Below are 19,166 nucleotides of genomic sequence, written 5' to 3'. Positions count from 1 at the left end.
GAAGGTGCGGTAACACGCACTGAAGGGCCGAACCCGCATCTGTTGCAATAGATTGGGATGACTTGTGGCTAGGGGTGAAAGGCCAATCAAACTCGGAAATAGCTGGTTCTCCGCGAAATCTATTTAGGTAGAGCGTTGGATGAATACCTTGAGGGGTAGAGCACTGAATGGGCTAGGGGGACTCACCGTCTTACCAAACCCAATCAAACTCCGAATACTCAAGAGTACTGTCCGGCAGACACACGGCGGGTGCTAACGTCCGTCGTGAAGAGGGAAACAACCCTGACCACCATCTAAGGTCCCCAAGTCATGGCTAAGTGGGAAAGGATGTGAAGATCCCAAAACAACCAGGATGTTGGCTTAGAAGCAGCCATCATTTAAAGAAAGCGTAACAGCTCACTGGTCTAATTAAGGGTCTTTGCGCCGAAAATGTAACGGGGCTAAAGCCATGCACCGAAGCTGTGGATTCTTCTCTTTGAGAAGAGTGGTAGCGGAGCGTTCCCTAGGCCGTTGAAGGAGGACCCGTGAGGGCCTCTGGAGGTATGGGAAGTGAGAATGCTGACATGAGTAACGATAAAGGGTGTGAGAGACACCCTCGCCGAAAGTCCAAGGGTTCCTGCTTAAAGTTAATCTGAGCAGGGTTAGCCGGCCCCTAAGGCGAGGCCGAAAGGCGTAGTCGATGGGAACCACGTTAATAATCGTGGGCCTGGTGGTGAGTGACGGATCCCGTGTGTTGTTCAGTCTTAACGGATTGATTGGGCAGCGAAGGGGTCCCAGGAAATAGCCCCACCGTATAGACCGTACCCGAAACCGACACAGGTGGACTGGTAGAGCATACCAAGGCGCTTGAGAGAACTCTGCTGAAGGAACTCGGCAAATTGCACGCGTAACTTCGGAAGAAGCGTGACCCCTTCATACGCAAGTGTGGTGGGGTGGCACAGACCAGGGGGTAGCGACTGTTTACCAAAAACACAGGGCTCTGCGAAGTCGCAAGACGACGTATAGGGTCTGACGCCTGCCCGGTGCTGGAAGGTTAAGTGGAGGGGTGCAAGCTCTGAAATGAAGCCCCAGTAAACGGCGGCCGTAACTATAACGGTCCTAAGGTAGCGAAATTCCTTGTCGGGTAAGTTCCGACCTGCACGAATGGCGTAACGACTTCCCCGCTGTCTCCAGCAGAGACTCAGTGAAATTGAATTCCCCGTGAAGATGCGGGGTTCCTGCGGTCAGACGGAAAGACCCCGTGCACCTTTACTATAGCTTTACACTGGCATTCGTGTCGGCATGTGTAGGATAGGTGGTAGGCTTTGAAGCATGGGCGCCAGCTCGTGTGGAGCCATCCTTGAAATACCACCCTTATCGTCATGGATGTCTAACCGCGGCCCGTTATCCGGGTCCGGGACAGTGTATGGTGGGTAGTTTGACTGGGGCGGTCGCCTCCCAAAGAGTAACGGAGGCGCGCGATGGTGGGCTCAGACCGGTCGGAAATCGGTCGTCGAGTGCAATGGCATAAGCCCGCCTGACTGCGAGACGGACATGTCGAGCAGAGACGAAAGTCGGTCATAGTGATCCGGTGGTCCCCGTGTGGAAGGGCCATCGCTCAACGGATAAAAGGTACGCCGGGGATAACAGGCTGATGACCCCCAAGAGTCCATATCGACGGGGTTGTTTGGCACCTCGATGTCGACTCATCGCATCCTGGGGCTGGAGCAGGTCCCAAGGGTATGGCTGTTCGCCATTTAAAGCGGTACGTGAGTTGGGTTCAGAACGTCGTGAGACAGTTCGGTCCCTATCTGCCGTGGGTGTAGGAATATTGAGAGGATCTGTCCCTAGTACGAGAGGACCGGGATGGACGTACCTCTGGTGGACCTGTTGTGGCGCCAGCCGCAGTGCAGGGTAGCTATGTACGGACTCGATAACCGCTGAAGGCATCTAAGCGGGAAACGAACCTCAAAACCAGTGTTCCCTATCAGGGCCGTGGTAGACCACCACGTCGATAGGCCGGGTGTGGACGAGCAGCAATGCTTGAAGCTTACCGGTACTAATAGCCCGATCGGCTTGATCATTCCCATTCGCCCATGAGCTCCCCTCAAAGGGGAGGCTCATGTGCTCATGGTTCTCTCGCGACAAATCCCTGTGGGATTTGCGCGGTGTTGGTGTCTTCACGCCAGCTTGCCTCGGGCAAGCTGTCTGCGGACGGCGCGGATCGCAGTGGCGATSCGACGGACGAGCGTCCTACAAAGTGGCTTTCCCTGGAAAGCCGCTCAAGGCGCAAGGATCCATGCTGAAAACCAACCATTCCATTCACCGAAACCACCTCCCTGCAGAGGTGAGATCAGACGCTTCAACCGCTGACATCCGGCGGCTCATATCGCGCTCGACGCATCCGGACCTGGGCCAAGTCCCTTCGAACCCGAAGGGGCGCGTCGCCCGATCGGGCGTCGGAACACGTCAGCGTTCCGCCCCAGCGGAGACGGTTTGCTCCTGGCAAACCGGCGCGAGCGTCCCTCCTCAAAACACCAGCTTCTTACTTGCCATTTGCCGACCTGGTGGTTCCAGCGGAGCGGCTGCACCCGATCCCATCCCGAACTCGGCCGTGAAACGCTCCAGCGCCTATGATACTTCGTCTCAAGACGCGGGAAAGTCGGTCGCCGCCAGGTCTGCAAATCGCAAGATATCTCTCACATCTCAACACACCACCACAAACCAAACTCCAACATAACCCGGTCGCCGAAAGGTCGCCGGGCGTTTGGCGTTCGAAATGCGAAACGCNGATATCTCTCACATCTCAACACACCACCACAAACCAAACTCCAACATAACCCGGTCGCCGAAAGGTCGCCGGGCGTTTGGCGTTCGAAATGCGAAACGCSGAAAAACACGCAAAGCACAAGAAGAAAAAGACGGTGTCAGGCGACCTTGAGGCCGATGCCCAAGAGGCGCTCGTATTCGCGCTCCGGAATGCCGTAACATCCGCCCGCCAGAGCCTCCAGGCCGCACCGATCGACGATCCGGATCAGTCCCCGCGTCGCCTTGAGGAGTCCATACCCTTCCAAGACATGAATCTCGTTCGTCACGCCCGACCGCCGCACCCCCAGCATAAGCGACAGAAACTCGTGGGTCAGTGGTAATTGATCGCCTTCGATCCGGTCGTGGCACATCAGAAGCCAACGCGCCAAGCGCTGCTGCATGCTGTACCGGCCGTTCGCCAAAGCGGAATGGGCCAGTTGAACCTCCATCGTGTAGATGTACCGCTGCAGAAGCAGGGAGAGGTCGGCGTCGCGGCCCATCACGTCGATCAAGGCCGCGGCTGCGACACGATAGCCGCTTCCGGCGATCTGCATAAAGGTCCGCGTCGACGTGGATGTCACGCCGAGAAGGCAGGCGACTCCGCAGACGCCCTCCCACCCGACATGTCCGACTTCGATTTCCTCGGAATCGAGATTGCTCGCGACGACCGATGCGAGGCCGCGCTCCAGGAAGTAGAGATGCGTGATCGCCGCGCCGGCCCCGACCAACACCGAGCGGGTCGGCAGGTCGACGAATTCGAGGATCGGTCTCAAACGCTCGAAGCTTTCCGCCCTCATCACCGACAGAACGCGGTTGGCAACATCGGCTTGCGAGGGTCGCGGCATCTTTTCCGTTCCAACCAGGGTTCAGCCCGATCTCACCTTGTGATGCTGCAAAAAGGCGGCCACGCGGCCCGTAGTCTATGCTGCAGACGGCTCATACTTTCTACGGTTTCTCGCGAAGTGTACGTTTTCGACATAGGAGCATGAGAGAACGCGAGATCGGTGCTCGCCGAAAGGCGCTGCCTTCGCCCCTTTTGACACGTCATCTCTGACCCGCCCTTCGCCTCCCCGTTGCCACTTGCTCTCGAAATCGCAGAACCCGTATCGTTCCAACGCGCTCGGCGATTGTACGCTTTCAGACATTTATGCAGCCCTGAAATTCGCCTAAGACTAGCGGTTCATAGCCATTCGAACCATCGATTTGGCAGCGGGAAGGAGAGAGCAGGCCTCGTCTTGCTGTTGTCGGCACGGAGCGACGTCGATGCCGTCCTCTGTCTGGCGGATCAAGATCCCAGCCTGCTTAGGCTGAGGGCCCCCGGCGCTCAGGACAGGCCTCAGCGCCCGGGGCCGTCGGAGGCCACGCATTCTCGACCGATCTGCTGCTTGGAAAGTGGGGCCTGACGCCGATGTCCGTAAGTATGACCAGCATGCCGACACGACCGGCTTCGACCTCCGTCCCGACCGAACCGCAGGGCGAGCGTTTGGTGCCGGCGCTTCTCTCGATCTCCAAATCCATGCGCGCCCTGCAGGGAATGAAGCTCGCGGCGCTCGGCTTTCACAATGGCCAGGACGAACTCCTGATGGCCATCGACACGAAGGGCGAAACGGTCAGCAACGTCGCCGAACAATTGTCGATCCGTCCTTCGACGGTCTCCAAGATGATGGACCGGCTGGTCGCCAAGGGCCTCGTCGAACGGATCGGCGATTCCCGGGACGGTCGGCGCACGCTCATCCGGATCACGCCAGACGGTATCGAAGCGCGCAAGATGCTGATCCGTGCACGCAGCGAACTCGACCTTGAGATCGCCTCCGCCATGAACGCGGAGCGCTGCGCCGAGATCACGCAGGAACTGGAAGAGTTCGCCCACTATATCGCGGGCCGTCTGCGACGCCTGCGCTGACGAGATCCCCGTCGCGTTCGACCGAACGCGGCGAATGGGATTTCCTCGCCCGAACCGTTAGAACGCGCTTTCCACGACCTCATCCGCTTTCGTCGAATTGTGCCGTCGAAGACGCGCGCGATCGCGTCTGGCTGCTGCCGGTTGCGAGGTCGCGGCCTCTCGCTTTGTCGTCACATCGCCGCCGCCGGGACGGCTTTTGCGCCGGTCCGGGGCTGGTGGCTCACGGGAGGCGGTGCTTGCGATCGGGCGACGACGGAGGAAGGCGGCCGGGCGCGAGCGACGACGGCTGCGGCGTCTCAAGTGCCCTACCGTCGTTCATCCCTCGGTTTCGCGGTTCGGCGTCGTTCCGGAGACTTCGTCGGTCGAGGAGCGTGCGGGAACGCCGGGCTGTCCTTCCGTTCGGTCACGATAGAGCGCCGAACGGGTGAGGAGCATCAGCGTGACCGGGGTCGTCAGCGTGACGAAGATGACGATCAGCACCTCGTGCACCGCCGGACGCTCCTGCAGGACCGTGAAGTAGACGATCGAGGCGAAGGACATTCCGATCGTGCCGAGGCTCGCGCCGAGCGTCGGTGCGTGGACCCGGTCGTAGAAGGACGTGAAGCGGATGAGGCCGATCGCGCCGACGAGCGTGATCCCGGCGCCGACCAGCATCAGAAACGACACGACCAGGGCGGCCCAGAGCGGAAGATCGGGAGCCTCGCTCATTCGATCACCTCGCCGCGCATGAGGAATTTCGAGAGGGCGACGGTTCCCACGAAGCCCAGCAGCGCGATGACGAGGGCGGCCTCGAAGTAGATGTTCGTCCCCGACCGGATGCCGATCGTGACGAGGACGATCATCACGTTGATGTAGAACGTGTCGAGCCCGAGGATGCGATCCTGCGCGCGAGGGCCGACGACGATGCGATAGGCCGCGCAGCCGCAGGCGAGGCCGAGCATCACCTGCGCGATCGTGATCGACCAGTCGAGGATGAGAAGGCTCATCGGAAGATCTCCTGAAGGCGTTCTTCGTAGCCTTTGACGATGGCGATCCAACTGTCCTCGTCGATGAGGTCGAGAACGTGGAGAAGCAGCCGGCCGTCTTTCGGATCGAAATCCACCCAGAGGCTGCCGGGCGTCGCGGTGAGGATGCAGGACAGGACCGCCAGCGCGTGCGGGTCCTGGAGGTCCAGACGGATCATGAGGAAGCCCGATGTCGGCCGCATGTCCCGCCGCAGAATGATGCGGGAGACGGCGATATTGGACCGCACGATCTCGACCGCGACATGGCGCAGGAGCCTCAGGATCGCGGGAATGTTCCGGGGACGAAGTCCGGGTTCCTGCAGCCGCGTCAAGGTCGCGGAGGCGAAGAGGCCAAGCCCGAGGCCGAGCAGGACATGTCCGGGCGAGACGCTCTGATTGAGAACGAGCCAGAAGAGCGCGACGAAGCCGGCGATGACGGGATAGGCGATCATGGCGTGCTCTCGTCGCCGGTCTCTGGACGCCCGGCATCCTCCACCGCCACGGCGGGCATCGGCGATCTCGGGGGAAGCACGGCGTCGATATAGGCTTTCGGCGCGTGGACCCCCTCAGCCGCGGCCCGCATATAGGCCATGACGGGCTCGCCCGCCGCGGTCATCGCGACGCAGATGCCGAGAAGGGCGATGACGGGCGTGAATTCGATGACGCGCACGCGCTGCACCGGCGCGTCCTCTCGGGGGACCCAGAAGATGCGCACGCCGGTCCGCACCATGGCGAGAAGCGCGGCGAAGCCGGACAGGAGGAGAAGCGCCAGGAAGCCGAGCGCCTGCATGCTGATGCCGCTGCCGCGCCCGAGCCCCTGCGGATTGAGGATGGCCGTCATCATCGCGAACTTCGCCAGAAAGCCCGACAGGGGCGGCAGGCCCGCGATGAGGATGGCGCAGGCGAAGAAGCCGGTGCCGAGGAAGGCGATGACGGCGGGAAGCGCGATGCCGACCTGCTCGCTCTCGTGGACCGTCTTCTCGGCATCGTCCTCGTCGCCGCCGAAGGCTTCGGCGGTGACGGCGAGCATGTCCGCGCCCGGTTCGCGGCCCCGCTCGACGAGCTCGATCAGAAGGAAGAAGGCGCATATGGTGATCGAGGACGACACGAGATAATAGAGCGCGCCCGCCGTCACGCCGACATTGCCGAAGCCGATCGCGGCCAAAAGCGTGCCGGAGGAGACCACGGTGCTGAAGCTCGCGATGCGACCCATGGCCTGACTGGCGAGGACGCCGATCGCGCCGAAGGCGATCGTGGCGAGGCCGCCGAGGACGAGGACGTCGGCGCCGAAGCCTTCCGCACCGCTGCCGGGGCCGAAGACGAGCAGCGACAGGCGCAGGATGATGTAGATCGCGACCTTCGACGTGATGACGAAGATCGCCGCCACCGGTGCGCTCGCCACCGAATAGGCTTGCGGCAGCCAGAAGCAGAGCGGCCAAAGACCGGCCTTGATCAGGAACGACATGCCGAGCAGCGCGGCGCCCGCCTCGAGAAGGGTGCGGTCGCCGGGCCGGATCACCGGCACGCGAGTCGCCAGATCGGCCATGTTCAGCGTGCCCGTCACGCCGTAGACGAGCGAGACGCCGATGAGGAAGAGCATCGACGCCGTGAGGTTGACCGCGATGTACTGGAGGCCGGCACGGATGCGGGCCGCGCCGGAGCCGTGCAGGAGGAGGCCGAACGAGGCCGCCAGCATGACCTCGAAGAAGACGAAGAGATTGAAGAGATCGCCCGTCAGAAAGGCCCCGTTCAGCCCCATCAGGAGGATCTGGAACAGCGAATGGAAATGCGCGCCCGCCCGGTGCCAGCGGGCGAGCGAGAAGGCGAGGGTCGCGAGCCCGAGGACGCTCGTCAGGAGCACCATCAGCGCGGAGAGGCGGTCCGCGACGAGAACGATGGCGAAGGGCGCCGGCCAGTCGCCGAGCCGGTAGACGCTGGTCACGCCGCCGAGTCCGCCGGCGCGGATCACCAGCGCCGCGGACAGGCAAAGGAGAAGGAGCGTCGCGGCGACGTTGATTCCCGCCTTCAGCGTGCGACGGCGCTCGTCGAACAGGAGGATGATCGCCGCCGCCGCAAGCGGCAGAAGGATCGGCAGGATCGTCAGGTGGTCGAGCGCCGACATCACGAACCGCTCTCCCGCCCGTCGACGTGATCGGTGCCCGTCAAGCCCCGCGAGGCGAGGAGGACGACGAGGAACAGCGCGGTCATGGCGAAGCCGATGACGATGGCGGTGAGGACGAGCGCCTGCGGCAGCGGATCGGCATAGGTCGCGAGCGTGCCGCTTTCGCCCTTGCCCAGAATCGGCGGCAGACCGAGCCGTGGCTTGCCGAGACCCATCGAGAACATGAAGAGATTCACGCCGTAGGACACGAGATTGATGCCGACGATCACCTGGAAGGTGCGCGGCCGCAGAAGCAGCCAGACACCGGACCCGACGAGGGTGGCGATGGCGATGGCGAGGACGAGTTCCATCAGACGCCGCTCCCGAGTTCGGCATCGTCCGGTACGGGGGCGGGCCTCGCCTTGCGCAGCGACTGGTGGCCGATGGCGATCAGCATGAGCACGGTGGAACCGACGACGAGGGCGAAGACGCCGAGGTCGAAGAGAAGCGCGCTCGCGACCGGCACCTGGCCGATGACGGGGATGTCGGCATAGCGGAAATACGAGGTCAGGAACGGGTAGCCGGCGAGCCAGGAGCCTGCACCCGTCAAGGTTGAGACCAGGAGGCCGAAGGCGATCCAGCGGACGGGCCGGATGCGCAGGCGTGCCTCCACCCAGCGTGTGCCCCCTGCCATGTACTGCAGGATGAAGCCGATCGACATGGCGACGCCGGCGGCAAAGCCGCCGCCCGGCAGATCGTGGCCGCGCAGGAAGAGATAGACGGCGAGCGTCGCGATCAGCGGGAACATCAGGCGCATGATGACGCTCGGCACGAGGAGATAGTCGGCGATCGTGTCGCCCGGACGCCGGTGCTCGGCCGCCTCGTCGAAGGCATTCTGGATGCGCTGCTGCTCGGGCAGTTCCAGGCTGTCGGCGGCGGGGCGGAAGCGCAGGAGGAGCGCGAAGACCGTGAGGCTGACCGCGCCCAGCACGACGATCTCGCCGAGCGTGTCGAAGCCGCGAAAGTCGACGAGGATGACGTTCACGACATTGGTGCCGCCGCCTTCCGAATAGGCGCGCTCCAGGAAGAAGGCGGCGATGGAATCGGTCAACGGTCGGTTCATCACGGCGAAGGCCACGATGCCTGTCCCCAGCCCGGACGCGATGGCGAGCGCGAGATCCCGGCCGCGCCGATAGCGCGCGGTGAAGCTCTCGCCGGCCTCGCCGTCGTGACCGCGCACGCGCTTGGGAAGCCAGCGCAGGCCGAGAAGGATGAGCACCGTCGTCACCACCTCGACGAGGAGCTGCGTGATGGCGAGATCGGGCGCGGAGAGCCAGACGAAGGTGAGGCACGTCACGAGGCCCGCGCCGCCGAGAAGGACCAGCGAGGCGAGGCGGTGGTACTTGGCCATGTAGGCCGCGCCGATCGCGCAGACCATGCCGACGGACCAGAGAAGCGCGAAGGGCGCGTCGAGATCGAGCGGCCAGTCCTGGCGCGAACCGAGCCCGTGCGCGGCGATCGGGGCGAGGCCCGCCAGAAGCGCGAGGCCGACGATCAGGCGGAGCTGCGGCTGAAGCCGCCGCGTTTCCAGAACTGCTTCCAGCGTGCGTGCCCAGCGCCAGGAGACCGTGACGAGGATGCGCTCGAAGAGCCGGGTCGAGTCCACGCGCCGCAGGAGCGGCGGGCCGTCCTCGCCGCGCGCCAGCTTGTTCTTGAGAACGAGGTAGAGCACCGCGCCGCCCACCAGCGCGAGGATGCTCATGAGAAGCGGCTCGTTGAAGCCGTGCCAGACGGAGAGGCTGTAGGGCGGAAGCTCGCGTCCGACCACGGCGCGGGCCGCCGCGTCGAGAACGCCGCCCGCGACCAGCGCCGGGACGACGCCGACGACGAGGCAGGCGACCACCAGGAACTCCACGGGAAAGCGCATGAGGCGCGGGGGCTCGTGGGGCTCGCGCGGCACGTCCGTCGGTGCGGGGCCGAAGAAGACGCGGTGAACGAAGCCGATGGAATAGGCCACGGAGAAGGCGCCGGCGAGCGTCGCGGCATAGGGCAGGGACCGGTCGAGCCAGGAGCCCTGGTGGAACTCCACCGCCTCGGCGAAGAACATCTCCTTGGAGATGAAGCCGTTGAGGAGCGGAACGCCGGCCATGGCGGCCGCCGCGACCATGGCAAGCGTCGCGGTGATCGGCATGAAGCGGAAGAGACCGGACAGGCGGCGCATGTCGCGTGTGCCGGTCTCGTGGTCGATGATGCCGGCCGCCATGAAGAGCGAGGCCTTGAAGGTCGCGTGGTTCAGGATGTGGAAGGTGGCGGCGATCGCGCCGAGCGGACTGCCGAGGCCGAAGAGAAGCGTGATCAGGCCGAGATGGCTGATCGTCGAATAGGCCAGCAGCCCCTTCAGGTCCTGCTGGAAGATCGCGACCCAGGCGCCGACGAGGAGCGTGACGAGGCCGCTGGAGCAGACGATCCAGAACCAGGTCTCGGTCTCGGCCAAGGTCGGCCAGAGCCGCGCGAGAAGAAAGACGCCGGCTTTCACCATGGTCGCGGAATGGAGATAGGCGGACACAGGCGTCGGAGCCGCCATCGCCTGCGGCAACCAGAAGTGAAACGGAAACTGCGCGCTCTTGGTCAAGGCGCCGAGAAGGATGAGGACGAGAGCCGTCGTGTAGAGCGGATGGGCCTGGACGCGCGCGCCGGCGGCGAGAACCGCGTCGAGATCGTAGCTGCCGACGATGTTGCCGAGGACGAGCATGCCGCCGAGCAGCGCCAGGCCGCCGAGGCCGGTCACCGTCAAAGCCATGCGCGCCCCGTCGCGCGCGGCGACGTTGTGGTGCCAATAGCCGATGAGGAGGAACGAGAAGAGGCTCGTCAGCTCCCAGAAGAAGACGATCTGGATGAGATTGCCGGACAGGACGACGCCGAGCATCGAGCCCATGAAGGCGAGGAAGAAGGCGAAGAAGCGCGCCACGGGGTCCTCGCGCGACATGTAGTAGCGCGCATAGATGACGACGAGCAGGCCGATGCCGGTGACGAGGAAGGCGAAGAGCCAGGCAAGGCCGTCCATGCGCAAGGACAGGCCAAGACCGAGGCTCGGCATCCAGGCGACCTCGGAGCGGATGACGCCGCCTGCCTCGACGCCGGGAAACAGCCAGAGGGTGATGACGAGCGCCACCAGCGCGACGCCACCGGCCAGTCCCGCATTCACGCCGCGTGCGTCGGTGGGAAGAATCACGGCGGCGAGACTGCCGAGGAAGGGAAGGACGAGCAGGATCAGAAGGAGCGTCCCGTTCGTCATCGTGCCGTTATGCCCTTCCGCCCGGCGGACCGGGTCGTGCTCTTGTCAGATCTCGCCCTTTATGGTTGACATTTCGACGAGAATTTCAAGGCCCGATGGATGATTTTGACACCGGAACAGTGCCGTGCGGCGCGCGGCCTTCTCGATTGGACGCAGGAGCAGCTCGCCCAGGAAGCCGGCGTCTCCCGGAGCACCGTGCGCGATTTCGAGAAGCTGCGCCATCATCTGAACCGCGCCTCCGAGCAGCACCTGATCGAGGCCTTCGCGCGGGCGGGCGTCGTCCTCATTCCGATGGATGCGGGCGGGCTCGGCGTGCGCCTCGTTCCGTCCTGCCAGCTTTGACCGATGTTCAAACGGCCGCTCCCGTCGCCCTCCTCGTCGACGACAACGAAAGACGCTGCGGCGTAACACGTCGATCGGTGGGCTCGCCGGCCTGATTCCGGAACAGACGTTTGCCGGCATCGGCCGGACCGGCCGGACCGGTCACCGGTCCGATGACGCGGATCGTCTTTCCCTCCGCGCGGCCGGGAGGAGGCCGCGACGGCTTGATGCATCGCACCTTCGCCGCGCATAGTCGGCGGCACGGATGCGGCGGCCCGCCGGTGCAGGACCGGCGATCCTCGCCTGCCGCCGCGGTCGCAACCGCTCCGACCGCCCTTTCCTCGAAGGACCGCTTCTTGGTCGACCACTCCCATCCTTTCGTGCCGACGCTGCCCTTCGTGCCGACGCTTCGGGACGTCGCTCGGCATGCCGAGGTCAGCCTCGCCACCGCCGACCGCGTGGTGAACCGGCGTCCGGGCGTGCGGGCCTCGACGATCGAGCGCGTGGAGGAGGCGGTGCGGGTGCTCGGCTTCGAGCGCCATGCAGGCGCGGCCGCGCTTGCGCGCCGGGAAAGCTTCCGGGCCGTGGCCCTCCTGCCGCGCGGCACCAACCCCTTCATCGCGCGCCTTGCCGACGAACTCCATCTCGCCGCCCGCCTGCAGGGGCTCCGCCGGCTCGACCTTTCCATCCTGCGCACCGACAGCTTCGAGCCGACACGGCTGGCCGAAGCGATCCGCTCGGCGGCCGGCCAGGCGCAGGGGATCATCGCCATCGGGCTCGACGATCCGCTCGTCACCGCCGCCATCGACGCGGTTGCCGAGACCGGCATTCCCGTCGTTTCCCTCGTTTCGGATGTTCCCGCCTCGCGGCGCCGGCATTATGTCGGCATCGACAACCGGGCGGCCGGACGCGTGGCGGCCTCGCTCGTCGGGCGCTTCGCGGGACGTGGGGCGACGCGCGCCTTCGTCCTCCTCGGCTCCCACGCCCTGCGCGACCATCTCGACCGGCTCGACGGTTTTCGCGATGCGCTCGGCCGGCGTTTTCCGGCCTTGGAGATCGCGGCCATCGTGGAAGGTCACGACGACGCCGCGCGGACGGAGACCGCGATGCGGGAGGTGCTGTCCGGCATCGGGATGCCGGATGCCGTCTACAGCGCGGGCGCCGGCGCGTCGGGTCTCGTCGCCGCGCTCCGCGAGCGGGGAGGCTCGCCGGTCGTCGTCGCCCACGAGCTGACGGACGAGACCCACCCGCTGCTCGTCTCCGGGGCCATCGATGCCCTGATCGTTCAGGACCCCGGCCACGAGGCGCGCTCGGCCGTTCGCGTTCTCATGGCGGCGCTGACGGGCGGGGCGATCAGCGAGGACCAGGAGCGGATCCGCATCGAAATCCTTCTGCCGGACAATTTGCCGAAATAAGCGGCCGCACCCTGCCGCGCCCATTCGGACACCGTCGACCCCGCCGAACATCCAGCGACCCCGCCGAACCCCGAAGCTGCCCGGGAGCCGGCGGATGCGGGCTCGCGTCATTTGCGCCATTGCATCCCCGGGTGATTATGAGGTACGTATCTCAAAAATCAGATCCTTGGGAGGCAAGGCATGCCCGGCACCGGCAACTTCTTCGGCTTGAACACGGCCGTCTCGTTTCAGGGCGAGGGATCGACCGATCCTCTGGCCTTCCGCTTCTACGACAAGAACAAGGTTGTGCGCGGCAAGACGATGGAGGAGCAGCTCCGCTTCGCCGTCTGCTACTGGCATTCCTTCACTTGGCCGGGCGGTGATCCCTTCGGCGGCGAGACCTTCCTGCGGCCCTGGATGCACGGCTCCGATCCGCTGACGCTCGCCAAGCAGAAGGCCGACGTCGCCTTCGATCTCTTCGAGATTCTCGACGTGCCGTTCTTCTCCTTTCACGACGCGGACGTCGCGCCCGAGGGCGAGACGCTGCAGGGCTCGATCGACAACCTGAAGGTCATCACCGACATCTTCGCGAAGAAGATGGAGACCGCGAAGGTCAAGCTCCTCTGGGGCACGGCGAACCTCTTCTCGCACCGCCGCTACATGGCGGGCGCGGCGACGAACCCTGATCCGGACGTCTTCGCCTATGCCTGCGGACAGGTGAAGGCCGCGCTCGACGCGACCCATGCGCTCGGCGGCGAGAACTACGTCTGCTGGGGCGGGCGCGAGGGCTACGAGACCCTTCTCAACACCGATGTCGACCGGGAGCTGGACCAGCTCGGCCGGTTCCTCTCCATGCTCGTCGACTACAAGCACAAGATCGGCTTCAAGGGGCCGATCCTGATCGAGCCCAAGCCCAAAGAACCCTCCAAGCACCAGTACGATTTCGATACGGCGACCGTCTTCGGCTTCCTGCAGAAATACGATCTCGTGAAGGACGTGAAGCTCAATCTCGAGCAGAACCACGCGATCCTCGCCGGCCATTCCTTCGACCACGAGGTCAAGCTCGCCTATGCCTGCGACCTGTTCGGCTCGCTCGACATCAACCGCGGCGACGATCTCCTCGGCTGGGACACCGACCAGTTCGCCATGGACATCAAGGAGATGACGCTCGTCTTCCACGAGATGCTGAAGCATGGCGGCTTCTCGACCGGCGGCCTCAACTTCGACGCGAAGATCCGGCGCCAGTCGATCGATCCGCAGGATCTCGTGATCGCGCATGTCGCCTCGATGGATGCCTGCGCCCGCGCCCTTGTCGCGGCCGACCGGATGCTCTCCGACGGCGCTCTGGAACATCCGCTCGCGGAGCGCTACGCCGGCTGGGCGACCCCGGAGAATCAGGCGATTCTCAAGGGCGAGCGCTCGTTCGAGGCGGTGGCGGAGCGCGGACGCGGGCTGAACCCGCAGCCGCGGTCGGGCCGCCAGGAGTATCTGGAAGGCGTCGTCAACCGCTACGTCTGAGCGGCTCGGCCTTTCCAAATCGCGACCATCCGGGCGCGCGGGTCTCGCCTGGGACGCGGATCCGGAACGGCCCCCGGGCCGTCCGGCATGATGCCTCGTTTCCACCGGGGCGTGCGACGAACGCGCGCCGGGGACATGGATCCGAGGATGACCACATTCGGGCGGCCTTCGCGCGTTCCGTCGAACGCCAGGCGCTCCGGCGCAGCGGAGGGGTTTTGCTGCGCCCTTTCGGGAGGAGAACCAGCATGAAGTCCATCAAGATGCTCTTGGCCGGCGCGGCCCTCGGCCTCGCTCTCGCCACGCCGGGCGCTTTCGCCCAGGACAAGGGCGCGATCGGCGTCGCCATGCCCGACAAGACCGTCGCGCGCTGGATCGACGACGGCGCGAACATCGTCAAGCAGCTGACCGAGAAGGGCTATGCCCCGGATCTGCAATATATGGTCACCAAGGGCGCCAAGGTCCTCGTGATCGCCTCGATCGACGGGACCACGCTGACCGACGTCCTGCAGCAGGCCGCCGATGCCGGCATCAAGGTCATCGCCTATGACCGCCTCATCAAGAACTCGGGGAACGTCGACTATTACGCGACCTTCGACAACTTCCAGGTCGGCGTCATCCAGGGCACGTCCATCGAGCAGGCCCTCGATCTGAAGACTGCGGCCGGCCCCTTCTCGATCGAGCTGTTCGGCGGCTCGCCGGACGACAACAACGCCTTCTTCTTCTACAACGGCGCGATGAGCGTCCTGCAGCCCTATATCGACGCGGGCAAGCTGGTCGTGACCTCCGGCCAGACCGGCATGGACAAGGTCGGCACGCTGCGCTGGGACGCGGCGACCGCCCAGTCGCGCATGGACAACGTCCTGTCCGCCTACTATTCCGACAAGAAGGTCGACGCGATCCTCGCCCCGAACGACGTGATCGCGCGCGGCGTCATCTCCTCGCTGAAGGGCGTCGGCTACGGTTCGGGCGACCTCAAGATGCCCGTCATCACCGGCCAGGACGCGGAAGTGCCCTCGATCAAGTCGATCATCGCGGGCGAGCAGACCTCCACCGTCTTCAAGGACACGCGCGAGCTCGCCAAGGTCACCGTCGGCATGGTCGACGCCATGGCGGCCGGCGAGACGGTCGAGGTCAACGACACCAAGACCTACGACAACGGCGTGAAGGTCGTCCCCTCGCAGCTTCTGAAGCCGGTGCTTGTCACCAAGGAGAACTACAAGCAGGTTCTCGTCGACAGCGGCTACTACACCGAAGAGCAGCTGAAGTAAGCCGGCAAACGGCGCTTCTGCCGGCCCCGGATCGCCTGACGGTCCGGGCTCGGTCTCCTGTCTCGAGCTCTGATCTTGGGAGGAGGGCGAGGTGCATTCCGCATCCGCCATCCTTCGTCAGCGATCGATCGGCCCGCCAGACGACGCCAGTCCCGGAGCCTCCGGGGCTGGTATTTTTGTTCGGCGGCGGGAGCGCGGCTCCCGCCGGGACGACGCCGCCTCGCGCGGACAATCGCCGAGCGACGCCGGCAGGTCCGGCACCGATTCCGGGTTTGCGGCGATCCGCCCCTTCTAGATGCCGGCCGACGCGGCGGCGGCATCGTTCTCGTCGCCCTGCAGGACAAAATCCGAGGCCGGCGTCGGTCCGGCCGTCAGGACGCTGAAATCGAAGGACGAGCGCCGGTCGGAGCCGAGCACGTATTGCCGGTGTACCCGCAGCGCGTCCCGGCGGATCCGCCGGTAGTGCTCCGGCGTCAGCATGCGCTTCATGCGGATGAGAACGATGCGGGCCGCCGGCGACGTTCGATGCCCTGCGGCGGCCACGACCCGGGATCGGTAGAAATTGACGGCGTCCGTGAGGCACTGGATCTCGATCCAGTCGACCTCGCGCGCTTCGGCGAGGCGACCGACATGCCCGCGCAGGCGGTGAGCCGACCGCAGAAGCGCGCTTTGGAGAACCGCGCCTCCGAGCGTCAGGAACGTCACGCGTCGGCCGGCCAGCGCAGCCGGGTCGGCCTCGAGGAGGCCGCCGAGGACGAGGACGGCCATGCTCGATCCCATGGAATGGGAGGTCACGACGATTTCGTCGTGGTCTCCAGCCAGCGCGCGGCGCAGCGCATCCCGGGCGGCGGCCTGCCAGGCGACGAGGGCCGGGTCGCGCCCCCGGGCGATGGCGACGGCGAGTTCCCAGTCGGCGAAGAGGTGAAGGATGTGATAGCGCCGCGAGACGGGGACAAGGATGCCTTGGAAGACGGCGGCCGCGAGCGGCGCGCTCCACAGCCCGTGCCAAGGCGAGCCGCCGAGCGCCATGGGAAGCGCCGCAAGGGCGAGGCAGAGCAGGATCGCGAGAGTCGCGAGAAGAAAGGGATAGGCGAAGAAGAGCGCGAAGCGCCAGCCGTGGCGGATATAGCCGCCGAGCCCGCCCTCCGCGACGACGCCGATCGCGCTGCCATAGCCCCGGAGGAGCCGGGACAGGGTGGAGCCGCGAAGGGCTCGCGTGATCAGGTCGTCATAGGCGAAGACGAGGATGCGGCTCTCGGTCTGCGCGCCGTCCGAGCGGCCGACGACGTCGAAGAACGGTGGGGCGCCGTCCGTCCGCAGCGCGCCGACCTCGATGTCGAGCCCGTAGACGGGCCCGCTTTGGCGGGCCGATCTCTCGTAGCGGCGGCGATGGGCCTCGGCATCCAGGGCTTCGAAGCCGGGAAAATGCAGGACCAGTCGCCGTCGAACGGGTTTCATGAGGCGCGGTCTCGGTGAGGCATGGGCTGGGCCCCGTCCGCGGACCTTAGAAGCCGGCCCGGCGGCGAAGCAAGCCTTCGTTCACGCGAACGCGAGCGGGACTCGTGTCCGGGCCGGCGCCGCCCGACGTGCGGCGCCACCTCGGCCGGACCGGACGCGATCAGTCCGCGACGAACTCCTCGCGCATCGGCGTGAAAACGTCGACGAGGATGCCGGCCTCGATCGCGACGGCTCCGTGCACCGCATCGGGCGGAACGAGGAAGCTGTCGCCGGGGCCGAGGCGCTGCGTCTCGCCCAAGATCGTGATGTCGAAGAGCCCGCTTTCCACCAGCGAGCACTGGATGTGCGGATGGTGGTGGAGAGCGCCGACCGCGCCGGCCGCAAAGCGCACGCGCACCATCATGGCGCGGTCTCCATAGGTGAGGACCTTGCGCGCGACGCCCTCTTCGGTGGGCTCCCAGGCGAGGTCGGCGTCTCGGGCGAAGGTCTCGTTCCGTCGTGTCATGGTCTGGGCTCCCGGTCGTTCAGCGCGCCAGCCAGCCGCCGTCGACCGGCAGCACGACGCCATGGATGTAGTCGGCGGCTCTCGACGCGAGAAAGACCGCGGCTCCGGCGATCTCCTCGGGCCGTCCCCAGTGACCGGCGGGAATGCGGGCGAGGATGGCGGCGTTGCGGTCTTCGTCGGCGCGCAGGGCTTCGGTGTTGTTGGTCACGAAATAGCCGGGCGCGATCGCGTTGACGTTGATCCTCTCGCAGGCCCATTCGCAGGCGAGAAGTCGCGTCAGGCCGGCAAGGCCGCTCTTGGAGGCGGTGTAGGAGGGGATGCGGATGCCGCCTTGAAAGGACAGGAGCGAGGCGATGTTGATCACCCGGCCGCCCGCGCCGTCGGCCAGCATCTCGCGCGCGACCGCCTGCGTCAGGAAGAAGACGGTCTTGAGATTGACGTCCATGACCACGTCCCAATCGGCTTCCGTGAAGTCGATCGCATCGGCTCGGCGGATGGTGCCGGCATTGTTGACGAGAATGTCGATGCGGCCGATGTCGGAGGCTTCCTCGACGATCCGCTGGATCGGCTCCAGGGTCGCGAGATCGGCCTCGATCTCGTGAAAATCGCCGCCGACATTCTCGACCTTGTCGCGGGTCTCGTCCATCGACGAGCGCCCGACGCCGACGATCGTGGCGCCCGCCGCGGCCAGGGCCAGCGAAATGGCCTGGCCGAGGCCGGTGTTGGCGCCGGTCACGAGCGCGGTCTTGCCCGAGAGATCGAAGAGTCCGCTCATTTCAGATCCCGGATCGCGATCATGTCCATGTCGGTGAAATCCTGGTTGTCGCCGCCCATCGCCCAGATGAAGGCATAGCGACTCGTTCCGACCCCTGAATGTATGGACCATCCCGGCGAGAGAACCGCTTCTTCGTTTGCGACGACGAGATGGCGCGTTTCCTGGGGCTCGCCCATGAGATGGATGACGCGCTGGTCCTCGGCCACGTCGAAATAGAGATAGACCTCCGAGCGGCGGTCGTGGACATGCGCCGGCATCGTGTTCCAGATCGAGCCTTCCTCGAACTCGGTGAGGCCGAGGAGAAGCTGGCAGGAGCGGCAGACGTCGGGGTGGATGTACTGGTTGATCGTGCGCTTGTTGGCGGTGCGATCCTCGCCGAGCTTCACCTGTTTGGCCTTGCCTGCGCCGATCAGCACGGTGTCGTGGCTCGCATGGGCGGGCGTCGAGACGAGATAGAACTTCGCGGGCTGGGCGCCGTCCGTGCTCTCGAAGGAGACCTCGCCGGCGCCCATCCCGACATAAAGAGCATCGCGCGGGTGCAGATCGTAGGTGGTGCCGCCGACCGTCACGCGGCCGGATCCGCCGACATTGACGATGCCGAGTTCGCGTCGCTTGAGGAAGCTGTCGGTTCCGATCGCCTTCGAGGCCGGCAGCGGAAGGGCGCCCGCGACGGGCATCGCGCCGCCGACGACCAGCCGGTCGATGTGGCTGTAGGTGAGGCTGACCTCGCCGGGCCTGAAGAGGCGCTGGATCAGGAAATGGCGGCGGAGCTCGGCCGTGTCGAAGCGCTTGACGGCGTCGGGATGGGCGACTTGGCGGATGTCGTTGGTCATCGTG

Annotated in this window: 16 protein-coding genes and 2 rRNA genes (1 of these 18 cut by a window edge); 7 read left to right on the top strand and 11 right to left on the bottom strand. The window is 65.3% G+C overall.

Features of this window, described 5'->3' with window-relative positions; genetic code table 11:
* Positions 1-2,063: ribosomal RNA gene (locus ASG43_RS15300) — 23S ribosomal RNA — on the top strand; it begins 747 nt to the left of the window's first position.
* 479 nt (positions 2,064-2,542) lie between these two features.
* Positions 2,543-2,657 (top strand): 5S ribosomal RNA (rrf, locus tag ASG43_RS15295).
* A 249-nt stretch (positions 2,658-2,906) separates the two neighbouring features.
* Here rrf and ASG43_RS15290 read toward each other — a convergent pair.
* Entirely contained in the window at positions 2,907-3,632 is a 726-nt protein-coding gene (locus tag ASG43_RS15290; RefSeq protein ID WP_056506680.1) for a Crp/Fnr family transcriptional regulator, read from the bottom strand.
* Between the two features lie 584 nt (positions 3,633-4,216).
* Between ASG43_RS15290 and ASG43_RS15285 the strand changes: the two genes are divergently transcribed.
* On the top strand, positions 4,217-4,690 hold the full coding sequence (locus ASG43_RS15285) for a MarR family transcriptional regulator (RefSeq protein ID WP_162244729.1): 474 nt from the start codon (positions 4,217-4,219) through the stop codon (positions 4,688-4,690).
* Between the two features lie 315 nt (positions 4,691-5,005).
* On the opposite strand, the gene mnhG is transcribed toward ASG43_RS15285, so the two are convergent.
* The 6 genes from mnhG to ASG43_RS15255 are packed head-to-tail and all read right to left on the bottom strand — an operon-like array spanning position 5,006 to position 11,090.
* A complete protein-coding gene (gene mnhG, locus ASG43_RS15280) occupies positions 5,006-5,398 on the bottom strand; it encodes a monovalent cation/H(+) antiporter subunit G (protein ID WP_056506676.1) in 393 nt (130 codons plus the stop codon).
* Positions 5,395-5,676, bottom strand: a complete 282-nt coding sequence (locus ASG43_RS15275) for a K+/H+ antiporter subunit F (protein WP_056506673.1) — start codon at positions 5,674-5,676, stop codon at positions 5,395-5,397. Before ASG43_RS15275 ends, mnhG begins: the two co-directional genes overlap by 4 nt.
* Complete coding sequence (locus tag ASG43_RS15270; RefSeq protein ID WP_056506670.1) at positions 5,673-6,146, bottom strand: Na+/H+ antiporter subunit E; 474 nt, start codon at positions 6,144-6,146, stop codon at positions 5,673-5,675. Before ASG43_RS15270 ends, ASG43_RS15275 begins: the two co-directional genes overlap by 4 nt.
* Positions 6,143-7,816 carry a monovalent cation/H+ antiporter subunit D gene (locus tag ASG43_RS15265; RefSeq protein ID WP_056506666.1) on the bottom strand — a complete coding sequence of 558 codons (1,674 nt, stop codon included), beginning with the start codon at positions 7,814-7,816 and terminating at the stop codon, positions 6,143-6,145. Before ASG43_RS15265 ends, ASG43_RS15270 begins: the two co-directional genes overlap by 4 nt.
* Positions 7,816-8,166, bottom strand: a complete 351-nt coding sequence (locus ASG43_RS15260; protein WP_056506664.1) for a Na+/H+ antiporter subunit C — start codon at positions 8,164-8,166, stop codon at positions 7,816-7,818. Before ASG43_RS15260 ends, ASG43_RS15265 begins: the two co-directional genes overlap by 1 nt.
* A complete protein-coding gene (locus ASG43_RS15255) occupies positions 8,166-11,090 on the bottom strand; it encodes a monovalent cation/H+ antiporter subunit A (protein ID WP_056506663.1) in 2,925 nt (974 codons plus the stop codon). The genes ASG43_RS15260 and ASG43_RS15255 overlap by 1 nt, the downstream gene beginning before the upstream one ends.
* Positions 11,091-11,189: 99 nt before the next feature.
* Between ASG43_RS15255 and ASG43_RS15250 the strand changes: the two genes are divergently transcribed.
* From ASG43_RS15250 to chvE, 4 genes are all read left to right on the top strand, one after another.
* On the top strand, positions 11,190-11,432 hold the full coding sequence (locus ASG43_RS15250) for a helix-turn-helix transcriptional regulator (protein WP_056506662.1): 243 nt from the start codon (positions 11,190-11,192) through the stop codon (positions 11,430-11,432).
* 335 nt (positions 11,433-11,767) lie between these two features.
* Complete coding sequence (locus ASG43_RS15245; protein WP_244488111.1) at positions 11,768-12,826, top strand: LacI family DNA-binding transcriptional regulator; 1,059 nt, start codon at positions 11,768-11,770, stop codon at positions 12,824-12,826.
* Between the two features lie 180 nt (positions 12,827-13,006).
* Positions 13,007-14,323, top strand: coding sequence for a xylose isomerase (gene xylA / locus ASG43_RS15240; RefSeq protein ID WP_056506659.1), 1,317 nt, complete (start codon positions 13,007-13,009; stop codon positions 14,321-14,323).
* A gap of 245 nt (positions 14,324-14,568) precedes the next feature.
* Positions 14,569-15,591 (top strand): multiple monosaccharide ABC transporter substrate-binding protein, encoded by a 1,023-nt coding sequence (chvE, locus tag ASG43_RS15235; protein WP_056506658.1) that lies wholly within the window; start codon positions 14,569-14,571, stop codon positions 15,589-15,591.
* 291 nt (positions 15,592-15,882) lie between these two features.
* Here chvE and ASG43_RS15230 read toward each other — a convergent pair whose 3' ends face one another.
* From ASG43_RS15230 to kduI, 4 genes are all read right to left on the bottom strand, one after another.
* Complete coding sequence (locus ASG43_RS15230; RefSeq protein ID WP_056506654.1) at positions 15,883-17,049, bottom strand: hypothetical protein; 1,167 nt, start codon at positions 17,047-17,049, stop codon at positions 15,883-15,885.
* A 160-nt stretch (positions 17,050-17,209) separates the two neighbouring features.
* The gene (locus tag ASG43_RS15225; RefSeq protein WP_056506651.1) at positions 17,210-17,554 is read right to left on the bottom strand and encodes a cupin domain-containing protein; all 345 of its coding nucleotides are present in this window, start codon (positions 17,552-17,554) and stop codon (positions 17,210-17,212) included.
* A 19-nt stretch (positions 17,555-17,573) separates the two neighbouring features.
* The gene (gene kduD / locus ASG43_RS15220) at positions 17,574-18,329 is read right to left on the bottom strand and encodes a 2-dehydro-3-deoxy-D-gluconate 5-dehydrogenase KduD (protein ID WP_056506648.1); all 756 of its coding nucleotides are present in this window, start codon (positions 18,327-18,329) and stop codon (positions 17,574-17,576) included.
* Complete coding sequence (gene kduI / locus ASG43_RS15215; protein WP_056506645.1) at positions 18,326-19,162, bottom strand: 5-dehydro-4-deoxy-D-glucuronate isomerase; 837 nt, start codon at positions 19,160-19,162, stop codon at positions 18,326-18,328. The genes kduD and kduI overlap by 4 nt, the downstream gene beginning before the upstream one ends.
* Positions 19,163-19,166: the final 4 nt, after the last annotated feature.

Origin of the sequence: Aureimonas sp. Leaf454, from assembly GCF_001424685.1 — a bacterium.
Taxonomy (GTDB): Bacteria; Pseudomonadota; Alphaproteobacteria; order Rhizobiales; family Rhizobiaceae; genus Plantimonas.
The sequence above is the reverse complement of the archived record's forward strand: the minus strand, read 5'-3'. Positions and strand labels throughout refer to the sequence as shown.